Below are 17041 nucleotides of genomic sequence, written 5' to 3' on the forward strand. Positions count from 1 at the left end.
GGGGGGCCAGAGCCCACATCCGGGGTACGGGGGCGGATGCCAGCCGCTGGGTGACTTAGCGCGTCATTGCGTACTAAGAAGGGATTTACCCCCCTACCGTGGACGCCATGGTCACTCGGACGGTGCTCACCGGTCTCATGACTCTGGCCCTCGCCGGGCCCTCGGGTTTCCTCACCCCCCTGGAGTGGGGCGGCGGCCCCCTCACCGTGGACGCGCTCCCCCGCGTCGTCTACACCGCCCATCGCGGCGGCGCCCTCGAAGTGCCGGAGAACAGCATGTCCGGCCTGGCGGCGGCGTACGAGCGCGGTACGGCCCAGGTCCTCGACTTCGATACGCGGATACTGCGTGACGGCACCCTCGTGGTCATGCACGACGAGATGCTGGACCGCACCACCTACCAGTCCGGCTCGGTGCACCGGCTCGACCGGCGCGACTGGCAGGACGTGCGCCTCCGCCCCGGGACGGAGCTGCCGGGCCGCTGGCGCCCGGAGCGGCCGCCGACGGTGGCGGAGGTCCTGGACCGCTTCGGCGGGCGGATCATGCTGATGCTGGAGGCGAAGGACCCGCGCAGCCTGCGGGCGCTCGGCGCGGCCATCAAGTCCCGGGGCCTCGCCCGCTCGGTCTTCGTGAACTCCAACAAGCCCGCGGTGGCCCACCGCGCGCACCGCATGGGCCTGCTGGCGCAGCTGTGGCGCTCCAAGAAGCAGATGCGCACCGACCAGCCCGAGCAGTGGGCGTCCTTCGTCGACCTTCTGGACGTCGACTACAAGGCGCGCGACCAGGACCTGATCCGCGCGGTCGAATCCGGCATCCCGCGGGTGTGGGCGCACACGGTGACCACCCCGAAGCAGCGCGACCGGGCGCTGCGGCTCGGCTGCAACGGCATCATCACGGACGCCCCGGGGCGGCTCGCACGCACCCCTGCGAAGCGGCTCAAGTCCCCCGAGCGGGACGCCGGTTGGCCGCTGAACGAGGACCCTTTCCGGGAGAGTCCTAGCGCGGCGTGATGCCGTGGAGCGCGTACTCGACGAGCCGGTCGGCGTACTCGTGCGTGAGCGGGCCCGTTCGCTGCAGCCAGCGCTGCGCGACCGGGCCCGTCCACAGTTCCAGGGCGATGCGGGGGTCGACGTCGGGGGCGACCTGACCCGCTTCCTGGGCCGCGCGCAGGCGCTTCACATAGAGCTGGAGCGCGGGCTCCAGGAGCCGCTCCACGAACTCGGCGCCGAGCTGCGGATTGAGCATGCCCTCGGCGGCGAGGGCGCGGTAGGGGGCGTCGTACTTCGGGTTCACGAGCTCGTCGACGGTGGCCCGCAGCACGAACTTGAGGTCGGCCTCCAGATCCCCGGTGTCCGGGATCTCATACGGGGTGTCGGCGCCCTCGCCGTCCTTGTTGGCCTCCGCGTGGGCCTGGCCGCCGAGGTCGAGGAAGGCGTCGAGGAGGACGTCGCCCTTCGAGGGCCACCAGCGGTACACGGTCTGCTTGCCGACGCCCGCGCGCGAGGCGATGGCCTCGATCGTCATCTTGCTGAAGCCGACCTCGCCGACGAGGGCGAGGGCGGCGTCGTAGATCGCGCGGCGCGAACGCTCGCTACGGCGCGTGGAGTCAGGGGCGGTCTTCTGGGCCATGCCGTCGAAGGTAGCACTCGACGAGGCGAGACGTACCGTCTCTTTTGGCATTGACAAGACGCTCCGTCTCGTCCAGGGTGGAGGTCTAGCGAGACGAAACGTCTCGCTACTTCGAAGGCCGGCTTTCGAGTCATCTTTCGAAGGTCGTCTACGGAAAACGGAGGCCGGACATGACCCGAGGCGGATCCGGAAACATGCTGGGCGTCGGCGGCACCCGCAGCAAGCTGTCGCGCAGGGCACTGCGCGGCGGAGGGGGCGCGGGGCGCGTGGGCGGCGGGCTCAGCCCGCAGGCACAGAAGCGAGAGCTGCTGCGCAGATTGCAGGAGGGCCGCTCGGCCGACGGACGGTCGTGAGCGGATGGCGCGGGTGGTGTCCGAACCACCCGTTCAGTTCACTGCGAGAGGGCTCCTCAGACCGCACCATGGGCAGCAACTGCCCCTGCGGTATGTGAGGAGCCCTCCTTGCTGCGAACTGCCCGGCGCGCCACACCCCGGCGCTATCTGATGTGCTCACCGGCACACTTCAAGGTCACGTACTCCATCAACCCCTGGATGGACCCCGCCAAACCCGTGGACGTCCCCCTCGCGGTCGCCCAGTGGGAAGACCTGCGCGACCGCTACCGCTCGCTCGGCCACACCGTCGAGGAGCTCACCCCTCGGACCGGACTGCCGGACATGGTCTTCGCGGCCAACGGCGCCACCGTCATCGGCGGCCGCGTGCTCGGCGCGCGCTTCGCCCACGCCGAGCGGGAGTTGGAGGCCGCGGCCCACCTGGAGTGGTTCCGCGCGCACGGCTACACCGACATGCACGAGCCGGACCACATCAACGAGGGAGAGGGCGACTTCGCCGTCACCTCCTCCTACGTCCTGGCCGGGCGCGGCTTCCGGGCCAGTCCCCTCTCACACGGCGAGGCACAGGAGTTCTTCGGCCGCCCGGTCATCGGGCTCGACCTGGTCGACCCCCGCTACTACCACCTCGATACGGCGCTCGCGGTCCTCGACGACGCGACGGACGAGGTCATGTACCACCCGCCCGCGTTCTCGCCCGGGAGCCGCGCCGTCCTGGAGCGGCTCTTCCCCGACGCACTGATCGCCGAGGAGCCGGACGCCGCGGCCCTCGGCCTCAACGCGGTCTCGGACGGCCTGCACGTGCTGCTTCCGCAGGCCGCCCTCGGCCTCTTCGAGCCGCTCAGGGAGCGCGGCTACGAACCCGTCGGGATGGATCTGAGCGAGCTGCTCAAGGGCGGCGGCAGCGTGAAATGCTGCACGCAGGAGCTGCGTCCGTAGCCGTCACGAAGGGTCACCCGGGAGCTTTCCCGGGCAGAGCCGGCGCGGCTGGTCGTCGCCCTTCAGGCGGGCGTCGACACAGCCGCCCGGCAGCCCCTTGTACGTCTTCTTGCCGAAGTTGGCGGTGACGGTGAGCGTGCCCTTCCCGAAGACGGTGCGCTGGACCAGGCGGTCCGGGGTCAGGTTCCGGAACGAGGTGAGCTCCTCCGCTCCGGCTGCCTTGTGGAGCGGCTCGAAGTACCGCTGCAGAGCGGCGAGTTCGCGCCCGTGCTCCTTCAACGACGGCCCGTCAAGGACATAGTTGAGGGGCGTGTTGTAGAGCATCGCGAGGAGGGCGCGGGTGGTCTTCTGCCGGGGCAGCTTCTCGTACGACAGCTCCCAGCGCTCCGTATTGACCAGGGAGCCGTGCAGCGTGGTCTCGTACAGGGGGACGCGGTAGCGCGGGTCGTACATGGCCTTGGCGACGTCGGCCGGCAGCTCGGCGGGCTTGAAGAACACCTTCGGGGCGTTCTCCGGGTAGTAGCCGCCCCACTTCTCGCGGTCCTTCTGCACCGCCCAGTAGCCGTCCGCGGCCGGGGTCGCCGCGCCGTGGTCGAAGGCGAGGGCCCGGTTGGCCCAGGGCTGGGCGGACTCCGAGCCGAGGACGGGACCGTGACCTCCCTGGCTCCCCTGGCCGCCCTTACTTCCCTTACTTCCCTGGCCGGTGATGCGGTGCATCCGTGCGAGACGGTTCTCGCGGTCCTCGGCCTTGGTCATCGGGTGGCCCTTGGCGTGGTCGCGGAAGAGCTCGCCGGTGGCGTCGACGTCGAGGAAGTAGCTGTTGGAGCCGTTCGCGAGCATGGCACCGGTGCGGTCACGCAGATAGTGGTGCCGGGACTCGGCCCGCTCGAACGCCTCGGAGCTCAGGTAGCAGCCCCGGCCGCCGAACCCGGTCTCCGGCTTCCCGTCCGCGCGGCGCACGCAGAAGTCCGGGTAGACGGTGCCGGGCCAGGTGGAGACCGGCGAGTCGGAGGTCTTCGGGTCCTGGCCGTTGTCGAAGGAGTCGTACGGGCCCACGAGATATCCGGCCTTCTTGGCCTCCCGCACGGCCGCCGCGTCCATGGGGTGCTCGTCGGCGTCGTAGCCGAGCCACATGCGGTCCACGCCGAGGGCACGCAGCTTCTTGACGCCCGCTGCGGTGCGGGCGTCGCCCCAGGTGTAGGCGTGGAAGGCCCCGAGGAGCTTACGGGTCTCCGGGTTCTCCTTCATCTTCCGCTTCAGGGAGCCGAGTTGGCCGCGCTCGGCGAGGTAGGAGCGGTAGTCGGCGGCGGGGGCGACGGGGTTGCCGTCGGTGAGGGCGAGGGTGACGGTGTAGGTGCGGGTGCCGTCGCCGCCGTCGAAGGTGTGGCGGGCGGTGGTGCGGAGGCGGTCGTGGGGGTCCTGGGCGAACTTGAGGGTGGTGCCGAGGTCGGTGGGGGTGAGGTAGCTGACGCCGCGGTCGTGGCCGAGGGAGTAGCCCCAGAGGGGGAGGGTGAGGTCGGCGCCCATGTCGACGGTCGCACCGCTCAGTTGGCCCTTCTTTTCGCCCTCTTTTCCGCCCTTTCCGCTCCAGAAGGCGTCCTTCACCGGGATGTCGAGCCCCTCCCCGCGCGGGAGTTGGAGGCTCGCGGAGTCGTTGCCCGCCTCGGTGACCGGCCAGTCGAGCGTGGTGTCGCGGTGCGACGTGACCGAGAGGGAGAGGCGGCCGTGGTCGGTGCGGGCCGTGACGTCGAGGCCGCGGTCGGGGTAACTCCACTTCTTCGCCCGGCCGTTGTCGGTCGACCTGACGGGGCCCGGCTTGCCGAGGTGGGTGGGCGAGGGGGCGGAGAGGGGGAGTTCGCGGCCGGCGCGGGTGCGGGCGGTGACGGCGAGGGTCGCGGTGTCGACGGTGGCCCGGCCCCCGTCGACGTTCAACTCCACGCGGTTGCCGTGGGGTTGTTCCGCTCCTGCCGTGAAGGCGTAGGTGGTGGCTCCGGCGGCTACGACGGCGAGCGCGATGCTCAGGGTGAGGAACCTGGTCTCCGAGCGTTTGCGGGCGTGGCTCGGGGACTGGGGGTTGGTGGTTGGCATGAGGATGTGGATAGTCGGTGGGGCTAAGAGACTTTTAAGATTCCCCGATCCCGCCCCTTCCCGAATCGCCGCTCCGCGGCCCTGGGGCACCCTGTATCGCCTGAACGGCTCGTCCTCAATCGCCGGACGGGCTGCTCAGTTCCCGGCCGGAGGCCATGCGTCGCCCCAGTCCGCGTCTCTCGCCGCCTTGTACAGGGCCCCGTGCCGCTTCGTGACCGTCTCTCGGGCAAGGCCCGGCTCGGGGGACCCGCACAGGTCCAGGAGCACCTGGCCCTTGCGGATCTGGGGGCGGCGCACCACGCGGGCGGCCGCCGGGGAGCAGTCGAAGCGCGTGGCGGCGACATAGCTGAACTTCTCGTCCTCGTACGCCAGGGAGCCGCCCTTCACCTGGCGGTGCAGGGACGAGCGGCTGACCCGGGCCGAGAAGTGGCACCAGTCCGTGCCGGGGACGATCGGGCAGGGCGCGCCGTGCGGGCAGGGGGCCGCGATGTGGAAGCCCGCCGCGAGCAGGCGGGTCCGGGCCTCGATGATGCGCGTGTAGCCGTCGGGGGTGCCCGGTTCGACGATGACGACGGCCTGTCCGGCGCGGGCGGCCGCGTCCACGACGGCGTGACGGTCGCCCTCGGTGAGCTCGTTCAGGACGTACGAGACCGTCACCAGGTCGGCGGGGTCGAGGGCGAGGGCCGAGCCGATGCGGGCGCGGCGCCAGTCGGTCTCCGTCAACTGGGGCAGGGCGGCGGCCAGTTGGCGGCCGAGGGTGAGTGCGGGGTCGGCCCAGTCCAGGACCGTGACCGGGCGCTTGCCGTCCCACGTCGCGCTCGCCGCCCAGACCGCCGCTCCGGTGCCGCCGCCCACGTCCACGTGGCTTGCGGGGGCCCAGTCGGCGGGTGCCGCGTCGGCGAGGGCGGTGAGGGCCGACCGTACGGCTTCGAAGGTGGCGGGCATGCGGTACGCCGCGTAGGCCGCGACGTCGGCGCGGTCGCGCAGGACCGGGGCGTCGGTGGGGGTGCGTCCCCGGTAGTTCGCGATCAGCCGGTCCACGGCCTGGGCCGCCTGCCGGGGCGGAAGGTCGGCGAGCAGCCCCGCCAGGGCCGTGCGCAGGGTCTCAGCTGGGGAAACGACGTCACTCACCCGGTGATTCTAGGCGTCTGGCGGGGGTGGGTGCCGCGGCCGCCCGGGCCAGCCTGGTGGCCGCCCTGGCCCGTGGTCCGTTGTCCGGCGGGCGCCGCCTCGGGTGCACCGTGTTGGCGAGGAGCACCAGGAACGTGTCGGTGGCCCGGTCCAGGACCAGGGACGTGCCGGTGAACCCGGTGTGGCCCGCCGCGCCGCGCCCCGCGAGCTCGCCCATGAACCACTCCTGGTCGACGCCGAAGCCGAGGCCGGGCGCCGCCAGCATCAGCTCCACGTGGTCGGCGCCGAGGATGCGGGCCCGCCCGTAGGAGCCGCCGCAGAGCAGGGTGCGGCAGAACACGGCGAGGTCGCGGGCGGTGGAGAAGAGACCGGCGTGGCCGGCGACGCCGCCGAGCGCCCAGGCGTTCTCGTCGTGCACCTCGCCGCGCAGCGGCCCCCGGTCGGCCTTGGCCCACGGGGTGCGCTGGTCCTCGGTGGCGGCGGCGTCGGGACGGCGGCCGAAGGCAGTGGCGGTCATGCCGAGGGGGCGGGTGATGCCGTCGCGGACGAGGACGTCGAGGGTGCGGCCGGTGATCCGCTCCAGGACCTGCTGGAGCAGCAGCAGGTTCAGGTCGGAGTAGACGTAGGTGCCGCCCGGCTCGGTGAGCGGGGCCTCGGCGCGCAGGGCGGCGGTGCGGGCGGGGGCGTCCGGGCAGGCGTACAGGGGGAGTTCGGGGCGCAGCCCGGAGGTGTGGGTGAGGAGGTGGCGGACCGTGATGCCGTGCCGGGCGGCGGCGGTGAGCTCGGGGACGTAGGCCGCGGCGCACGCGTCCAGGCGCAGCGCGCCGCGCTCCAGCTGCTGGACGGCGGCGACCGTCGTGAACAGTTTGGTGAGCGAGGCGAGGTCGAAGGGCGTGCCGGTGCGCATCGGGGTGCGCAGTCCCGGCGGCAGCTCGACGCCGCTGTCGGTCTCCTCGTCGTACGCGGTGTAGCGCACCGCCCAGCCCGCCGCCTCCTCGACGGCGATGACCGGGCCGCGGCCGGCGAGCACCACGGCGCCCGCGCACCAGGGGCGCGGGCCGTGGGTCAGCGCGCGGACCTCGCGTACGAGCTGACGCATCTCCTCCGGGTCGAGACCCGCGCGCTCCGGGGTGCCGGGCCGCAGGGAACGGGGTGCTGCGCTCAGTGCTCCGCCTCCTCGCGGGACGTGTGCTGCCAGGGGCGGCACAGTCCCACGAAGCAGGCGATGGCCGCCAGTGCGCAGGCCAACTGGACGACGGCCATCGGCACGGCGGTGTCCTCGCCCGCGATGCCGACGAGCGGCGAAGCGACCGCGCCGACGAGGAAGGAGGTGGTGCCGAGCAGCGCCGACGCGGAGCCGGCGGCGTGCGGGGTGCGGGTCAGGGCGAGGGACTGGGTGTTGGGCATCGCGAGCCCCATGGAGGACATCAGCACGAAGAGCCCGGCCGCGATCGGGAAGAGCCCGATGTCGTCGCCGAACACCCCGCTCGCCATGAGCAGCAGCGCGACGGAGGCGAGGGCGATGAGGGCGAGCCCGAGCCCGAGCACCTTGTCGAGGCTGACCCGGCCGACAAGGACCTTCCCGTTGATCTGCCCGGCGACGATCAGTCCGACGGAGTTGATCCCGAAGAGCAGGCTGAAGGTCTGCGGCGAGGCCCCGTAGATCTCCTGGATGACGAACGGGGAGGCCGAGATGTACGCGAACAGGGCGGCGAAGGCGAAGCCGCCCGCGATCATGTAGCCGCTGAAGACGCGGTCCTTGAGGAGTCCGCCCATGGTGCGCAGGGCGGCGCCGGTGCCGCCGCTGTGCCGCCGCTCCGGGGGCAGCGTCTCGGGCAGGGCCCGCCACACCAGCAGCGTGAGCGCGATGCCGACGCCGGTGAGCACGACGAAGACGCCGCGCCAGTCGGTGACGCGCAGCACCTGCCCGCCGATGAGCGGCGCGACGACGGGCGCGACACCGGAGATCAGCATCAGCGTGGAGAAGAACCGCGCCATCTCCACCCCGTCGTAGAGGTCGCGGACGACGGCGCGCGCGATCACGATCCCGGCGGCTCCGGCCAGGCCCTGGAGGAGGCGGAAGGCGATGAGGAGCTCGGCGTTCGGGGCGAGGGCGCAGATGGCGGTGGCGACGATGTAGACGAGCAGCCCCCCGAGGAGGGGCCTGCGCCTCCCCCACTTGTCGCTCATCGGACCGACCACGAGCTGGCCGAGGGCCATGCCGAGGAGGCAGGCGGTGAGGGTGAGCTGGATGGTGGCGGCGGGGGCGTGCAGTGAGTCGGTGACCTCCGGGAGCGCGGGGAGGTACATGTCCATGGAGAGGGGCGGGGTGGCGGTCAGGCCGCCGAGGACGAGGGTGACGAGGGCGCCGGTCGCCACGCGGCGGGCGGCGACGGGGTTCTTGGCCCCCGTCGCCCTCGCTATCGCCGTCTCTGGTGCACTCTCCGGCATCGTGCGCCCCTCCCTCATGGTTCTGCTTGGTTGGCTCGACCATCCATGGTCGCAGCTGAGGAGGGGTGCTCTTTCCCCGATCCCGCCCTTTCCCGAACCAGCCGACTCCGTCGGCCCTGGGGCACCCCTTGTCGCCGCTGACGCGGCTCGTCCTCGATCGCCGGACGGGCTGTCCCCAGGCCCGCGGGAGCGGGATTTCGGGAAGGGGCGGGGTTGGGGAAAAGACCGCCGGAGGCTACGCGGGGTGCAGCCGGGGGTTGCCCGCCTCCGTCACGAACGACGCCGCCGTCGCGATCGGCGCCCCCGGCGAGGTCACCGCGCTCACCGTCTTGAAGTCGGCCCGCGCCGACTCCCGCCCGAACCCGACCGTCACATAGCCCCGCCGCCCGTTGTAGAACTTCAGATGCGGGTTGGCCTTCATGTACGTGTCCCAGTTCGCGGGCTTGTCCGCCCCGTCCTTCCCGCTCGCGATCGACGTCGCGACGATCTCCGTGCCGACCACCTTCGACGACGGATCGGCGAAGTCCGCCTTCACGTCGAAGGCGTACCCGACGTGCACGTCCCCGGTGAGGACCATCAGGTTCTCCACGTCCGCCGCCCGCGCGCCCGCAAGCACCCGCTGCCGCGACGCCACGTACCCGTCCCAGGCGTCCATCGACACCTTCGCCACCGGGTTCAGGTCCAGCTTCCGCTCGGAGAAGGTGACTTGCTGGGGGACGACGTTCCACAGGGCGTGCGAGCGGCGCCAGCCGTCGATGAGCCAGCGCTCCTGCGTGGCCCCGGTGATGGTCCGCGCCGGGTCGAGGGACTCGGGCCCGGGTATGTGCGCCCCGTCCCCGTACGCCTGGTCCGAGCGGTACTGGCGGGTGTCGAGGATGTCGAACTGCGCGAGGCGGCCCCAGACGAGACGCCGGTAGAGCTGCGCGTCGGGGCCCGAGGGGAGCTGGGCGCGGCGCAGCGGCTGGTTCTCCCAGTACGCGCGGTACGCGGAGGCGCGGCGCAGCAGGAACTCGGCGGGCGGGTCGTCGTTCTCGCTGGTCTCGTCCGCGTAGTTGTTCTCGGTCTCGTGGTCGTCCCAGGTGACGGCGAAGGGGTGCGCGGCGTGCGCGGCCCGCAGGTCCGGGTCGGACTTGTAGAGGGCGTAGCGCAGGCGGTAGTCCGCCAGCGTCAGGGTCTCCTTGTTGAAGTGCGCGGGCAGCGTGCGGTCCGTGTAGTTGCGGGCGCCGCCGACCGCGTTCACCGCGTACTCGTAGAGGTAGTCGCCGAGGTGGAAGACCACGTCGACGTCGTCCTGCGCCAGGTGCTTGTACGCGGTGAAGTAGCCGTCGTGGTACGCCTGGCAGGAGACCGCGGCGAGGGTCAGACCGGCGGGGCGGGACCCGGCGGCGGGCGCGGTGCGGGTGCGGCCCGTCTCGCTCACCCACTTCCCGACGCGGAAGCGGAAGTAGTAGACGCGCCCGGCCTCCAGGTGGTCCACCTCGACGTGCACGGCGTGGTTGAACTCGGGGTGCGCGGTGACGGTCCCTCTGCGGGCCATGCGGCGGAAGCGGGCGTCGTGGGCCAGCTCCCAGTCGACGGTGACGCGCTGCTGCGGCAGCCCGCTGCCCGGCTCGTACGGGTACGGGGCGAGGCGGGTCCACAGGATGACGGAGCCGGGCAGCGGGTCGCCGGACGCGACGCCCAGCGTGAACGGGTCGGCCTTGATGCCCCGCGCGTCCAGCTCGGCGGCGGCCGCGACGCCCGCGGTGGGCAGATTGGTGGCGAAGGCGAGCGCGGCGGCGGCCGCGGTGCCGGTGAGGAACCCGCGGCGGCCCAAGTGGCGCGCGGCGGCGCGGAGTTCGGGTGCGTGCTGTGCTGCGGGCTGACCTGCGTACGTCATGTGCCCCTCCCCTGACGATTGGTGTCAGGGGCAAGTACAGGAGGGCACGGGGTCCTGGGGACGACGGAATTCTGTCACGTACACAACAGCCGGATGGCGGATGGGTGATGCCCGCGGTGTCCAGCCTCCCGTACGCTGCGGGGCCATGAACGCTGAGCGAACTGAGCGAACCGGGCACCCGACCGGAGCCGACGACGGGGCCGCGGGCGCACCCCCGAGGACCGCCGTGGTGACCGGGGCGGGCTCCGGCATCGGCCGCTCCGTCGCCGTCGAACTCCTCCGCTCCGGCTGGTCGGTGGCGCTCGCCGGGCGGCGGGCCGAGACGCTGGAGGAGACGGCGGGCCTCGTGCCGGACGCCGTCGAGAGCGGGCGGGCGCTGTGCGTGCGCACGGACGTGGCGCGGCCGGACGACGTCGAGGGGCTCTTCGCCGCCGTACGCGACGAGTTCGGCCGGCTCGATCTGCTCTTCAACAACGCCGGTACGTTCGGGCCCGGCGGCGTCCCGGTCGAGGAGCTCCCCTACGACGCGTGGCGGCACGTCGTGGACACGAACCTGAACGGCGCGTTCCTGTGCGCGCAGGCCGCGTTCCGGCAGATGAAGGAGCAGGAGCCGCAGGGCGGCCGGATCATCAACAACGGATCGATCTCGGCGCACGTGCCGCGCCCGCACTCGGTCGCCTACACGGCGACGAAGCACGCCCTGACGGGGCTCACCAAGTCCCTGTCCCTGGACGGCCGTCCGTACCGGATCGCCGTCGGCCAGATCGACATCGGCAACGCGGCGACGGACATGACGGAGCGCATGCAGTCCGGAATCCTGCAGGCCAACGGGGAGTTGGCGGTGGAGCCGGTGATGGACGTGGCGGACGTGGCGCGCACGGTGCGGCACATGGCGGAGCTGCCGCTGGGGGCGAACGTGCAGTTCGCGACGGTGCTGGCCACGGCCATGCCGTACGTGGGGAGGGGCTAGCCCTCGTTACGGGGCCGGCCCTCGATACGGGGGCCGCCCCGCCGGGTCACGCCTGGCCGGTCTCGAAGCGGGAGATCTTGTCTCCCTCCACCGTGAACCGCCACTTCGTCCGCATCTCGCCCCATGTGTCGTTCCGGTACGTGACGAGCAGCGCGCGGCCGCCGTCCGACTCGTTCTCGACGTCCATGTGACCGTTGCACGAGAAGATCTCGCGCTCGGTCCAGTCGGCGATGTCGCGGTCGGAGCCGTCGTCGGACATCGTGGCGCCCGGGGTGAGGAGGGCGTGGAAGCCCTCCTGGTCGTGGGCGTTGACCGCGGTGACGAAGGCCCGGACCGCCGGGTCGCTCAGCCGGTTTACCTGGATGCTCATGAGCCCACGCTCACACCGGCCGGGCCGGGCCGCCACCGGGCGTACCCCAACAGGTTGGCGGGAATCGCGCCGGCCTCACCCTGGTGCGACCGGCACGACGGGCGCCCGCGTCGCCCTGCGCCGGGAAAACCAGTGCTCCCCACCGCCCGCCCCGGACTACGGTTCGCCTCCATGACCTCCGACACCACTGGCACCACTGGCACCACTGGCACCTCCGACACCTCTGACGCACCCACGTCCACCGACTCCCCGCCCCGTCTCACCCGCCTCGCCTTCCACGGCCCGCTCTCCGAGGCCCGCGCCACGGGGATCGTGGAGCGGCTCACCGGGGGCGGCCGCGCCCCGCGCACCGTGCTCGATGTGGGCTGCGGCTGGGGCGAGTTGATGCTGCGCGTCCTCGCGGCGGCGCCGGACGCGACCGGGGTGGGCGTCGACCTGAACGGCGAGGACCTGGCCCGCGGCCGTGCGGAGGCCGAGCGGCGCGGGCTCGCGGACCGGGTCGCGTTCGTGGAGGAGTCGGGCCTGGACAGCGCGCGCGGCCCCGCCGACGTCGTGCTGTGCCTGGGCGCGAGCCACGCCCTGAGCGAGGCCGAGCCGCCGCTGCACTCCGCCGCCGCCCTGCGCGCCCTGCGCCGTCTGGTCTCCCCCGGCGGCCGGGTCGTCCTCGGCGAGGGCTTCTGGCAGCGCACCCCGGCCCCGGACGAGCTCGCCCACATGTGGCCGGACGCCCACGCGGGCCAGCACATCTTCCTCGGGGACCTGGTGGACGAGGCCGTCGCGGCGGGATTCAGGCCGCTGTGGGTGGAGACGGCGAGCGGCGCGGAGTGGGAGGAGTTCGAGTCCGGCTACCGCGCCGACGCGGAGGAGTGGCTCGCCGCGCACCCGGACCATCCGCTGGCCGCCGAGACCCGCGCGCGGGTGGACACGCAGCGCTCGAGCTGGCTGCGCGGGTACCGGGACGTGCTCGGCATCGCGTATCTCACGCTGGTCCCGGTGGGCTGAGCCCCACTGCGGACGGCGCCGCCCACGGGTGGTGGACGGCGCCGCCTCACAACTGCCGTGCGCTTCCAGGAAATTGACGGGCCGGCCCCAGCGCTACGGGGCCGGTCCCAGAACCAGGGACCGGACTCAGAACTCCGGACTCAGAACTCCGGACTCAGAACTTGAACGGCCCCGGCGCCTGCGCCGACGTCGCGTTGCAGGTCGCCGTCACGCCGAGGACGGTGACGGTCAGCGACTTGCCCTCCAGGCTGTCCCCCGCGGCGACGGTGCCGGTGAGCGGGCCGGTGGAGACGTCGCCGCCGGAGGGAATGGCCGGGTTGGAGTTGCCGGTGAAGTCCGTGGTGCCGGAGCCGTTCTTGGTGAGGGTCAGCGTCGACTTCACGGAGTTCGCGCCGATGTCGATCGGCGCCTTGATCGCGGAGGTGGACACCTCGATGGTCGCGGAGGTGCCGTCCTGGGTGGCCTTCAGGGTCGCGTTGCCCTTGCCGTAGGTGCCGCAGTCGAAGTCGATGGTCGCGGTCTGGGGGTCGACCGCCTGCGCGGCCGGTGCCAGGACCAGCGCGCCGAGGCTCAGGGCGCCGACGCCCAGAGCCGAACATATGAGCCTTCGGCCGTGCGTGCCATGTCTCATGAGGGGCCTGCCTTCGGTGGGGAGGGATCCCGTCCGTCGGTGGGGGGTGATCCCGTCCTTGGGTGGGGGGGGTGATCCCGTCGAGCGCTAGCGCCGCCTGCATCCCGTCCCTGACGGCCTGTCAGCGACCGGGATCGCGCTCATTGAGGCACAGGTGGCGCAAGGGAGCAAGGCAGACCCCTCCCCTTATTGACATGTCACGACCAATTCCGGCCGCACTCACCACGCGCCTCAGGAATCCCCCGCGACCCGCCGGTGCACATCAGCACTCAACTTCTCCAACACCCCGACCAACAGCCCCCGTTCCTCCTCCGACAGGCAGCTCACGAGGGTGGCCTCCCGCCCGAGCACGACATCGACGGACCGCTCGACGAGCGCATGCCCCTCGCCGGTGAGCGACACCATGACGGTCCGCCGCCCCTCCGCGCCGGGCCCCCGCTCCACCAGCCCCTGCCGCTCGGCGCGGGCGACGCGCTGCGAGACGGCCCCGGCCGTCACCAGGGTGCGGCGCGCGATCTCGCGCGTGCTCAGGGCGTACGGGGATCCGGAGCGGCGGATCACGGACAGCAGGTCGAGGGTGGCGGCGTCGATCCCCGCCACGCGCAGGATCCGCGCCCGGTCGTCGGCGAAGAGCTTCGCGAGGCGCCAGATGGGCGTGACGACCTCGATGGACTCGGTCGGCGTGCCGGGCCGTTCGCGCTGCCAGGCGGCGGCGATCTCCCGTACCGGATAAGGGTGTTGGAGATCACCCACCGGGGGCGGGGCGTCATCCTGCATCCTGCGACCCCTCTCTCGATTCTCTCGGCTCTCTCGACGCTCTTGCACTCTCTCGCGCTCTCTCGTGCTCTCTTGACGCGCGCTACGTTTAGACCTAAACATAGCAGCGAGCGGAAGATCACTACCCACCGCACAGGAGGACCCGTGCCCCGCACCGCACTCATCACCGGAGGCACCAGCGGCATCGGCCGCGCCGTCGCCGCCCGCTTCGCCGCCGACGGCGCGCAGGTCGTCGTCACCGGACGCCACGCGGACACCGTCGAGCTCACCGCCAAGGAGCTGTCCGCTTCGGGCGCCCCGTGCCACGGCATCGTCTGCGACGCGACCGACCCGGCGCAGGTCGCGGCGCTGGCCGCCCGTACCGACGTACTGGAATCGGTGGACGTCCTGGTCCACGCGGCAGGCGGCCTCTTCAACGCCCCCGCGACGCAAGCCACTTCCAGCACTCCCGACACTTCACACACCCCCCACGCCCCCTTGGAGCGCCTGCTCGCCGAGTGGCAGGGCAACCTCGCCCAGAACCTGCTCGGCACGGTCCTCACCACGACGGCGCTGCGCGACCGGCTCGCGGCGGGCGCCTCGGTCATCAGCATCGGCTCGATCGGCGCGGAGCGCGGGGGCGGCTCGTACGGGGCGGCGAAGGCGGCCCTCGCCGCGTGGAACGCCACGCTCTCCGCCGAACTCGCCCCGCACGGCGTGACCGCGAACGTCATCGCGTCCGGCTTTGTCGAGGGAACGGCCTTCTTCGGCGGGAAACTGGCCGACGAGCGCCGTGCCGCACTCATCGAGGAGACCCACAACAAGCGCCCCGGCACCCCCGAGGACATCGCCGAGACGACGTATTTCCTCGCCTCCCCCGGCGCCCGCCACATCACCGGACAGACGATCCACGTCAACGGCGGTGCCCACACGACGCGTTAGGCCGTGCCCGCACGCCCCCGCCGTGCTTCGCTTACGCCATGGAACCGCTCGCCACCAGCGTCATAGCCGTGCTCGGCACCCTCCTCGGCTCGGCCCTGACCCATCTGTTCCAGCGCCGCGCCACGCTGCGCACGGAGGAGTTCACCCGCCGCGAACGCCTCCGCCAGGAACGCATCGACGCCTACTCCTCGTACGGGGGCGCGCTCGCCAACTACCGGCGCGGCCAGGTGGATTACTGGTTCGCCCGGCACGGCGGGCGCGTCTCCGAGGAGTCCGAGCTCCACGAGATGCGCCGCGAGGCCCAGCGCCTGCGGGCGGCGGCGATGGAGGCGATGTTCCGCGCGGAGCTGCTCACGGACTCGGCGGCCCTGCACGCCGTGGGCCGCCGGGCCCTGGAGGCGATCGGCCGGATCGCCACGGCCGAGACCCGCGACGAGCTGGCCCGGGAGCGGGAGGTCTCGCGCGCCCTGATCTACGAATTCATCGGGGCGTCACGGGTGCACATTCCCCCGCATGCCGCACGTCCCACAGGGGCGCCGGGTGCGTGATTCCCTCGGGGGCGGAGGGGGCAGACGAGTCGGGCTGTACGCCGGGTTCTGTGCCGCGGGTCCTCGCGGACGTCGCGGCGACGGCCATCCATCTAGGGCCGGCGTTGCCGCCGGCCTCGTGCGGTCTACCCGCGGACTCGGGCGGGCAGCCCTCGGTCGTCCGCGCAGGAGCCGCCGTCTTACGGGCCGCTCCCTCTTGACCTTGCTCCAGGTGGGGTTTACCTAGCCGCCTGAGTCACCTCAGGCGCTGGTGGTCTCTTACACCACCGTTTCACCCTTACCGAGGACCGGAGCCCTCGGCGGTCTGTTTTCTGTGGCACTGTCCCGCGGGTCACCCCGGGTGGCCGTTAGCCACCACCTTGCCCTGTGGAGCCCGGACGTTCCTCGGGAGGAACCCTGGTGAGAGGGGTCCCCACGCGGCCGTCCGCCCGGCTCGTCTGCCGTGCCGACCATCGTACCCGGCGCGTGGTCCTCCCAGGTCCGGAGGCCGCGGTGGCGAGGAAGGAGCCCGCCAGGATCAGGGCGAAGGACGCCAGGACGGTGGTGGTGAGGGGTTCGGAGAGGAATGCCGCTCCCGCTGCCACCGCCACCGCCGGGTTGACGTAGGTGAAGACGACGGCACGCGTCGGGCCCGCCTCGCGGATCAGTTCGAGGAAGACCACGAAGGCCAGGGCCGTGCACAGGACGCCGAGGCCCGCGAGGGAGAGCAGGACGGTCGGGGTGGGGAGAGTTGTGGGCCAGGTGGCGGCGGCCGCCGGGGCGTAGACCAGGGAGGCGAGGAGGAGGCAGGGGGCGATGAGCTGGAGGGTGGGGACGTTCTTGAGGTGGCGGGCGGCGATCAGCGGGGCGATGGCGTAGCCGAGCGCCGTGAGCAGGACCTCGGTGAGGGAGCGGGCGTCGCCGCCGGTCAGGTGCGGGGCGGTGAGGACGGCGACGCCGGACAGGCCGAGCGCGAGCCCCGCGAGGCGGCGGGCGCCGAGCCGTTCCGTGTCGCCGAAGAAGCGGGCGAGGACGGCGCCGATGATCGGGACGGCGGCGATCAGAAGGCCCGCCGTGGAGCTGGAGAGGTGGCGCTCGGCGTCGGTCAGGGTCCACCAGGGGCCCAGGATCTCGATGCACGCGAAGGCCAGCATGGGGCGCCAGTGCGCGCGCACCACACGGGCAAGGCCGCCCTGGCGCAGGGCGAAGGGGAGCAGCAGGGCCGCGCCGAGCGCGCAGCGCGTGAACACCACCATGGAGGGGGACAGTCCGTCCACCGCCACCTTGATCATCAGGTACGGGATGCCCCACAGGACTCCCATGAGGGAGAAGAGGAGCCAGGCGCGTGCAGTCATGGGGGGAGTGTGGGGCGGGGGGTCGGG

At 72.3% G+C, this 17041-nt stretch carries 16 protein-coding genes, 1 other RNA gene and 1 pseudogene; 7 read left to right on the forward strand and 11 right to left on the reverse strand.

Annotated elements, in window-relative coordinates:
- The first annotated feature begins 107 nt into the window (after window positions 1–107).
- Window positions 108–1007 (forward strand): glycerophosphodiester phosphodiesterase, encoded by a 900-nt coding sequence (locus tag ACFWYM_RS18045; RefSeq protein WP_384837378.1) that lies wholly within the window; start codon window positions 108–110, stop codon window positions 1005–1007.
- Here the strand turns inward: ACFWYM_RS18045 and ACFWYM_RS18050 are convergent.
- Entirely contained in the window at window positions 994–1626 is a 633-nt protein-coding gene (locus ACFWYM_RS18050) for a TetR/AcrR family transcriptional regulator (RefSeq protein ID WP_384837381.1), read from the reverse strand. The two genes, ACFWYM_RS18045 and ACFWYM_RS18050, sit on opposite strands and share 14 nt — an antisense overlap.
- A gap of 170 nt (window positions 1627–1796) precedes the next feature.
- Here ACFWYM_RS18050 and ACFWYM_RS18055 point away from each other — a divergent pair, with 170 nt between their 5' ends.
- Both ACFWYM_RS18055 and ddaH read left to right on the forward strand, forming a co-directional pair.
- Window positions 1797–1979: a DUF6243 family protein gene (locus ACFWYM_RS18055; RefSeq protein WP_384837384.1), complete on the forward strand. Its 183-nt coding sequence runs from the start codon at window positions 1797–1799 to the stop codon at window positions 1977–1979.
- A gap of 111 nt (window positions 1980–2090) precedes the next feature.
- Entirely contained in the window at window positions 2091–2912 is an 822-nt protein-coding gene (ddaH, locus tag ACFWYM_RS18060; RefSeq protein WP_384837598.1) for a dimethylargininase, read from the forward strand.
- Window positions 2913–2915: 3 nt separating this feature from the next.
- Here ddaH and ACFWYM_RS18065 read toward each other — a convergent pair whose 3' ends face one another.
- The 5 genes from ACFWYM_RS18065 to ACFWYM_RS18085 all read right to left on the reverse strand — a co-directional run bounded on the left by ACFWYM_RS18065 (window position 2916) and on the right by ACFWYM_RS18085 (window position 10461).
- The gene (locus ACFWYM_RS18065) at window positions 2916–5000 is read right to left on the reverse strand and encodes a glycoside hydrolase (RefSeq protein ID WP_384837387.1); all 2085 of its coding nucleotides are present in this window, start codon (window positions 4998–5000) and stop codon (window positions 2916–2918) included.
- 135 nt (window positions 5001–5135) lie between these two features.
- Window positions 5136–6131, reverse strand: coding sequence for a small ribosomal subunit Rsm22 family protein (locus tag ACFWYM_RS18070; protein WP_384837390.1), 996 nt, complete (start codon window positions 6129–6131; stop codon window positions 5136–5138).
- Window positions 6124–7230, reverse strand: a complete 1107-nt coding sequence (locus tag ACFWYM_RS18075) for a serine hydrolase domain-containing protein (RefSeq protein WP_384837393.1) — start codon at window positions 7228–7230, stop codon at window positions 6124–6126. Before ACFWYM_RS18075 ends, ACFWYM_RS18070 begins: the two co-directional genes overlap by 8 nt.
- A 62-nt stretch (window positions 7231–7292) precedes the next feature.
- Window positions 7293–8582, reverse strand: a complete 1290-nt coding sequence (locus ACFWYM_RS18080; RefSeq protein WP_384837395.1) for a Bcr/CflA family multidrug efflux MFS transporter — start codon at window positions 8580–8582, stop codon at window positions 7293–7295.
- 235 nt (window positions 8583–8817) lie between these two features.
- A complete protein-coding gene (locus tag ACFWYM_RS18085; protein ID WP_384837398.1) occupies window positions 8818–10461 on the reverse strand; it encodes an alkaline phosphatase D family protein in 1644 nt (547 codons plus the stop codon).
- A 145-nt stretch (window positions 10462–10606) separates the two neighbouring features.
- Between ACFWYM_RS18085 and ACFWYM_RS18090 the strand changes: the two genes are divergently transcribed.
- On the forward strand, window positions 10607–11431 hold the full coding sequence (locus tag ACFWYM_RS18090) for an SDR family oxidoreductase (RefSeq protein WP_384837401.1): 825 nt from the start codon (window positions 10607–10609) through the stop codon (window positions 11429–11431).
- 46 nt (window positions 11432–11477) lie between these two features.
- Here ACFWYM_RS18090 and ACFWYM_RS18095 read toward each other — a convergent pair whose 3' ends face one another.
- Window positions 11478–11801, reverse strand: a complete 324-nt coding sequence (locus ACFWYM_RS18095) for a nuclear transport factor 2 family protein (RefSeq protein WP_384837404.1) — start codon at window positions 11799–11801, stop codon at window positions 11478–11480.
- A 171-nt stretch (window positions 11802–11972) separates the two neighbouring features.
- On the opposite strand from ACFWYM_RS18095, the gene ACFWYM_RS18100 reads away from it, so the two are divergent.
- Window positions 11973–12803 carry an SAM-dependent methyltransferase gene (locus ACFWYM_RS18100; protein WP_384837407.1) on the forward strand — a complete coding sequence of 277 codons (831 nt, stop codon included), beginning with the start codon at window positions 11973–11975 and terminating at the stop codon, window positions 12801–12803.
- Between the two features lie 154 nt (window positions 12804–12957).
- Here ACFWYM_RS18100 and ACFWYM_RS18105 read toward each other — a convergent pair whose 3' ends face one another.
- Together ACFWYM_RS18105 and ACFWYM_RS18110 are read right to left on the reverse strand one after the other, a co-directional pair.
- On the reverse strand, window positions 12958–13434 hold the full coding sequence (locus ACFWYM_RS18105) for a hypothetical protein (RefSeq protein ID WP_384837410.1): 477 nt from the start codon (window positions 13432–13434) through the stop codon (window positions 12958–12960).
- A 231-nt stretch (window positions 13435–13665) separates the two neighbouring features.
- On the reverse strand, window positions 13666–14211 hold the full coding sequence (locus ACFWYM_RS18110; protein ID WP_384837413.1) for a MarR family winged helix-turn-helix transcriptional regulator: 546 nt from the start codon (window positions 14209–14211) through the stop codon (window positions 13666–13668).
- Between the two features lie 144 nt (window positions 14212–14355).
- Here ACFWYM_RS18110 and ACFWYM_RS18115 point away from each other — a divergent pair, with 144 nt between their 5' ends.
- Window positions 14356–15132 carry an SDR family NAD(P)-dependent oxidoreductase gene (locus ACFWYM_RS18115; RefSeq protein WP_384837416.1) on the forward strand — a complete coding sequence of 259 codons (777 nt, stop codon included), beginning with the start codon at window positions 14356–14358 and terminating at the stop codon, window positions 15130–15132.
- A 38-nt stretch (window positions 15133–15170) separates the two neighbouring features.
- Window positions 15171–15680: a hypothetical protein gene (locus tag ACFWYM_RS18120; protein WP_384837419.1), complete on the forward strand. Its 510-nt coding sequence runs from the start codon at window positions 15171–15173 to the stop codon at window positions 15678–15680.
- Window positions 15681–15701: 21 nt separating this feature from the next.
- Here the strand turns inward: ACFWYM_RS18120 and rnpB are convergent.
- Window positions 15702–16116: RNase P RNA component class A (rnpB, locus tag ACFWYM_RS18125), an RNA gene on the reverse strand.
- Between the two features lie 70 nt (window positions 16117–16186).
- Window positions 16187–17014: pseudogene (locus ACFWYM_RS18130) on the reverse strand (DMT family transporter); the annotation flags it as partial.
- Between the last annotated feature and the right edge of the window lie 27 nt (window positions 17015–17041).

Source organism: Streptomyces sp. NPDC059009 (assembly GCF_042740175.1).
In the GTDB taxonomy this organism is placed as follows: Bacteria; Actinomycetota; Actinomycetes; order Streptomycetales; family Streptomycetaceae; genus Streptomyces.

Bases quoted from the DNA above. Each gene is read 5' to 3' on its own strand.
- ACFWYM_RS18045 (WP_384837378.1), top strand. From the start codon at position 108: ATGGTCACTCGGACGGTGCTCACCGGTCTCATGACTCTGGCCCTCGCC.
- ACFWYM_RS18050 (WP_384837381.1), bottom strand. From the start codon at position 1,626: ATGGCCCAGAAGACCGCCCCTGACTCCACGCGCCGTAGCGAGCGTTCG.
- ACFWYM_RS18055 (WP_384837384.1), top strand. From the start codon at position 1,797: ATGACCCGAGGCGGATCCGGAAACATGCTGGGCGTCGGCGGCACCCGC.
- ACFWYM_RS18065 (WP_384837387.1), bottom strand. From the start codon at position 5,000: ATGCCAACCACCAACCCCCAGTCCCCGAGCCACGCCCGCAAACGCTCG.
- ACFWYM_RS18075 (WP_384837393.1), bottom strand. From the start codon at position 7,230: ATGCGTCAGCTCGTACGCGAGGTCCGCGCGCTGACCCACGGCCCGCGC.
- ACFWYM_RS18080 (WP_384837395.1), bottom strand. From the start codon at position 8,582: ATGCCGGAGAGTGCACCAGAGACGGCGATAGCGAGGGCGACGGGGGCC.
- ACFWYM_RS18085 (WP_384837398.1), bottom strand. From the start codon at position 10,461: ATGACGTACGCAGGTCAGCCCGCAGCACAGCACGCACCCGAACTCCGC.
- ACFWYM_RS18090 (WP_384837401.1), top strand. From the start codon at position 10,607: ATGAACGCTGAGCGAACTGAGCGAACCGGGCACCCGACCGGAGCCGAC.
- ACFWYM_RS18095 (WP_384837404.1), bottom strand. From the start codon at position 11,801: ATGAGCATCCAGGTAAACCGGCTGAGCGACCCGGCGGTCCGGGCCTTC.
- ACFWYM_RS18100 (WP_384837407.1), top strand. From the start codon at position 11,973: ATGACCTCCGACACCACTGGCACCACTGGCACCACTGGCACCTCCGAC.
- ACFWYM_RS18105 (WP_384837410.1), bottom strand. From the start codon at position 13,434: ATGAGACATGGCACGCACGGCCGAAGGCTCATATGTTCGGCTCTGGGC.
- ACFWYM_RS18110 (WP_384837413.1), bottom strand. From the start codon at position 14,211: ATGCAGGATGACGCCCCGCCCCCGGTGGGTGATCTCCAACACCCTTAT.
- ACFWYM_RS18120 (WP_384837419.1), top strand. From the start codon at position 15,171: ATGGAACCGCTCGCCACCAGCGTCATAGCCGTGCTCGGCACCCTCCTC.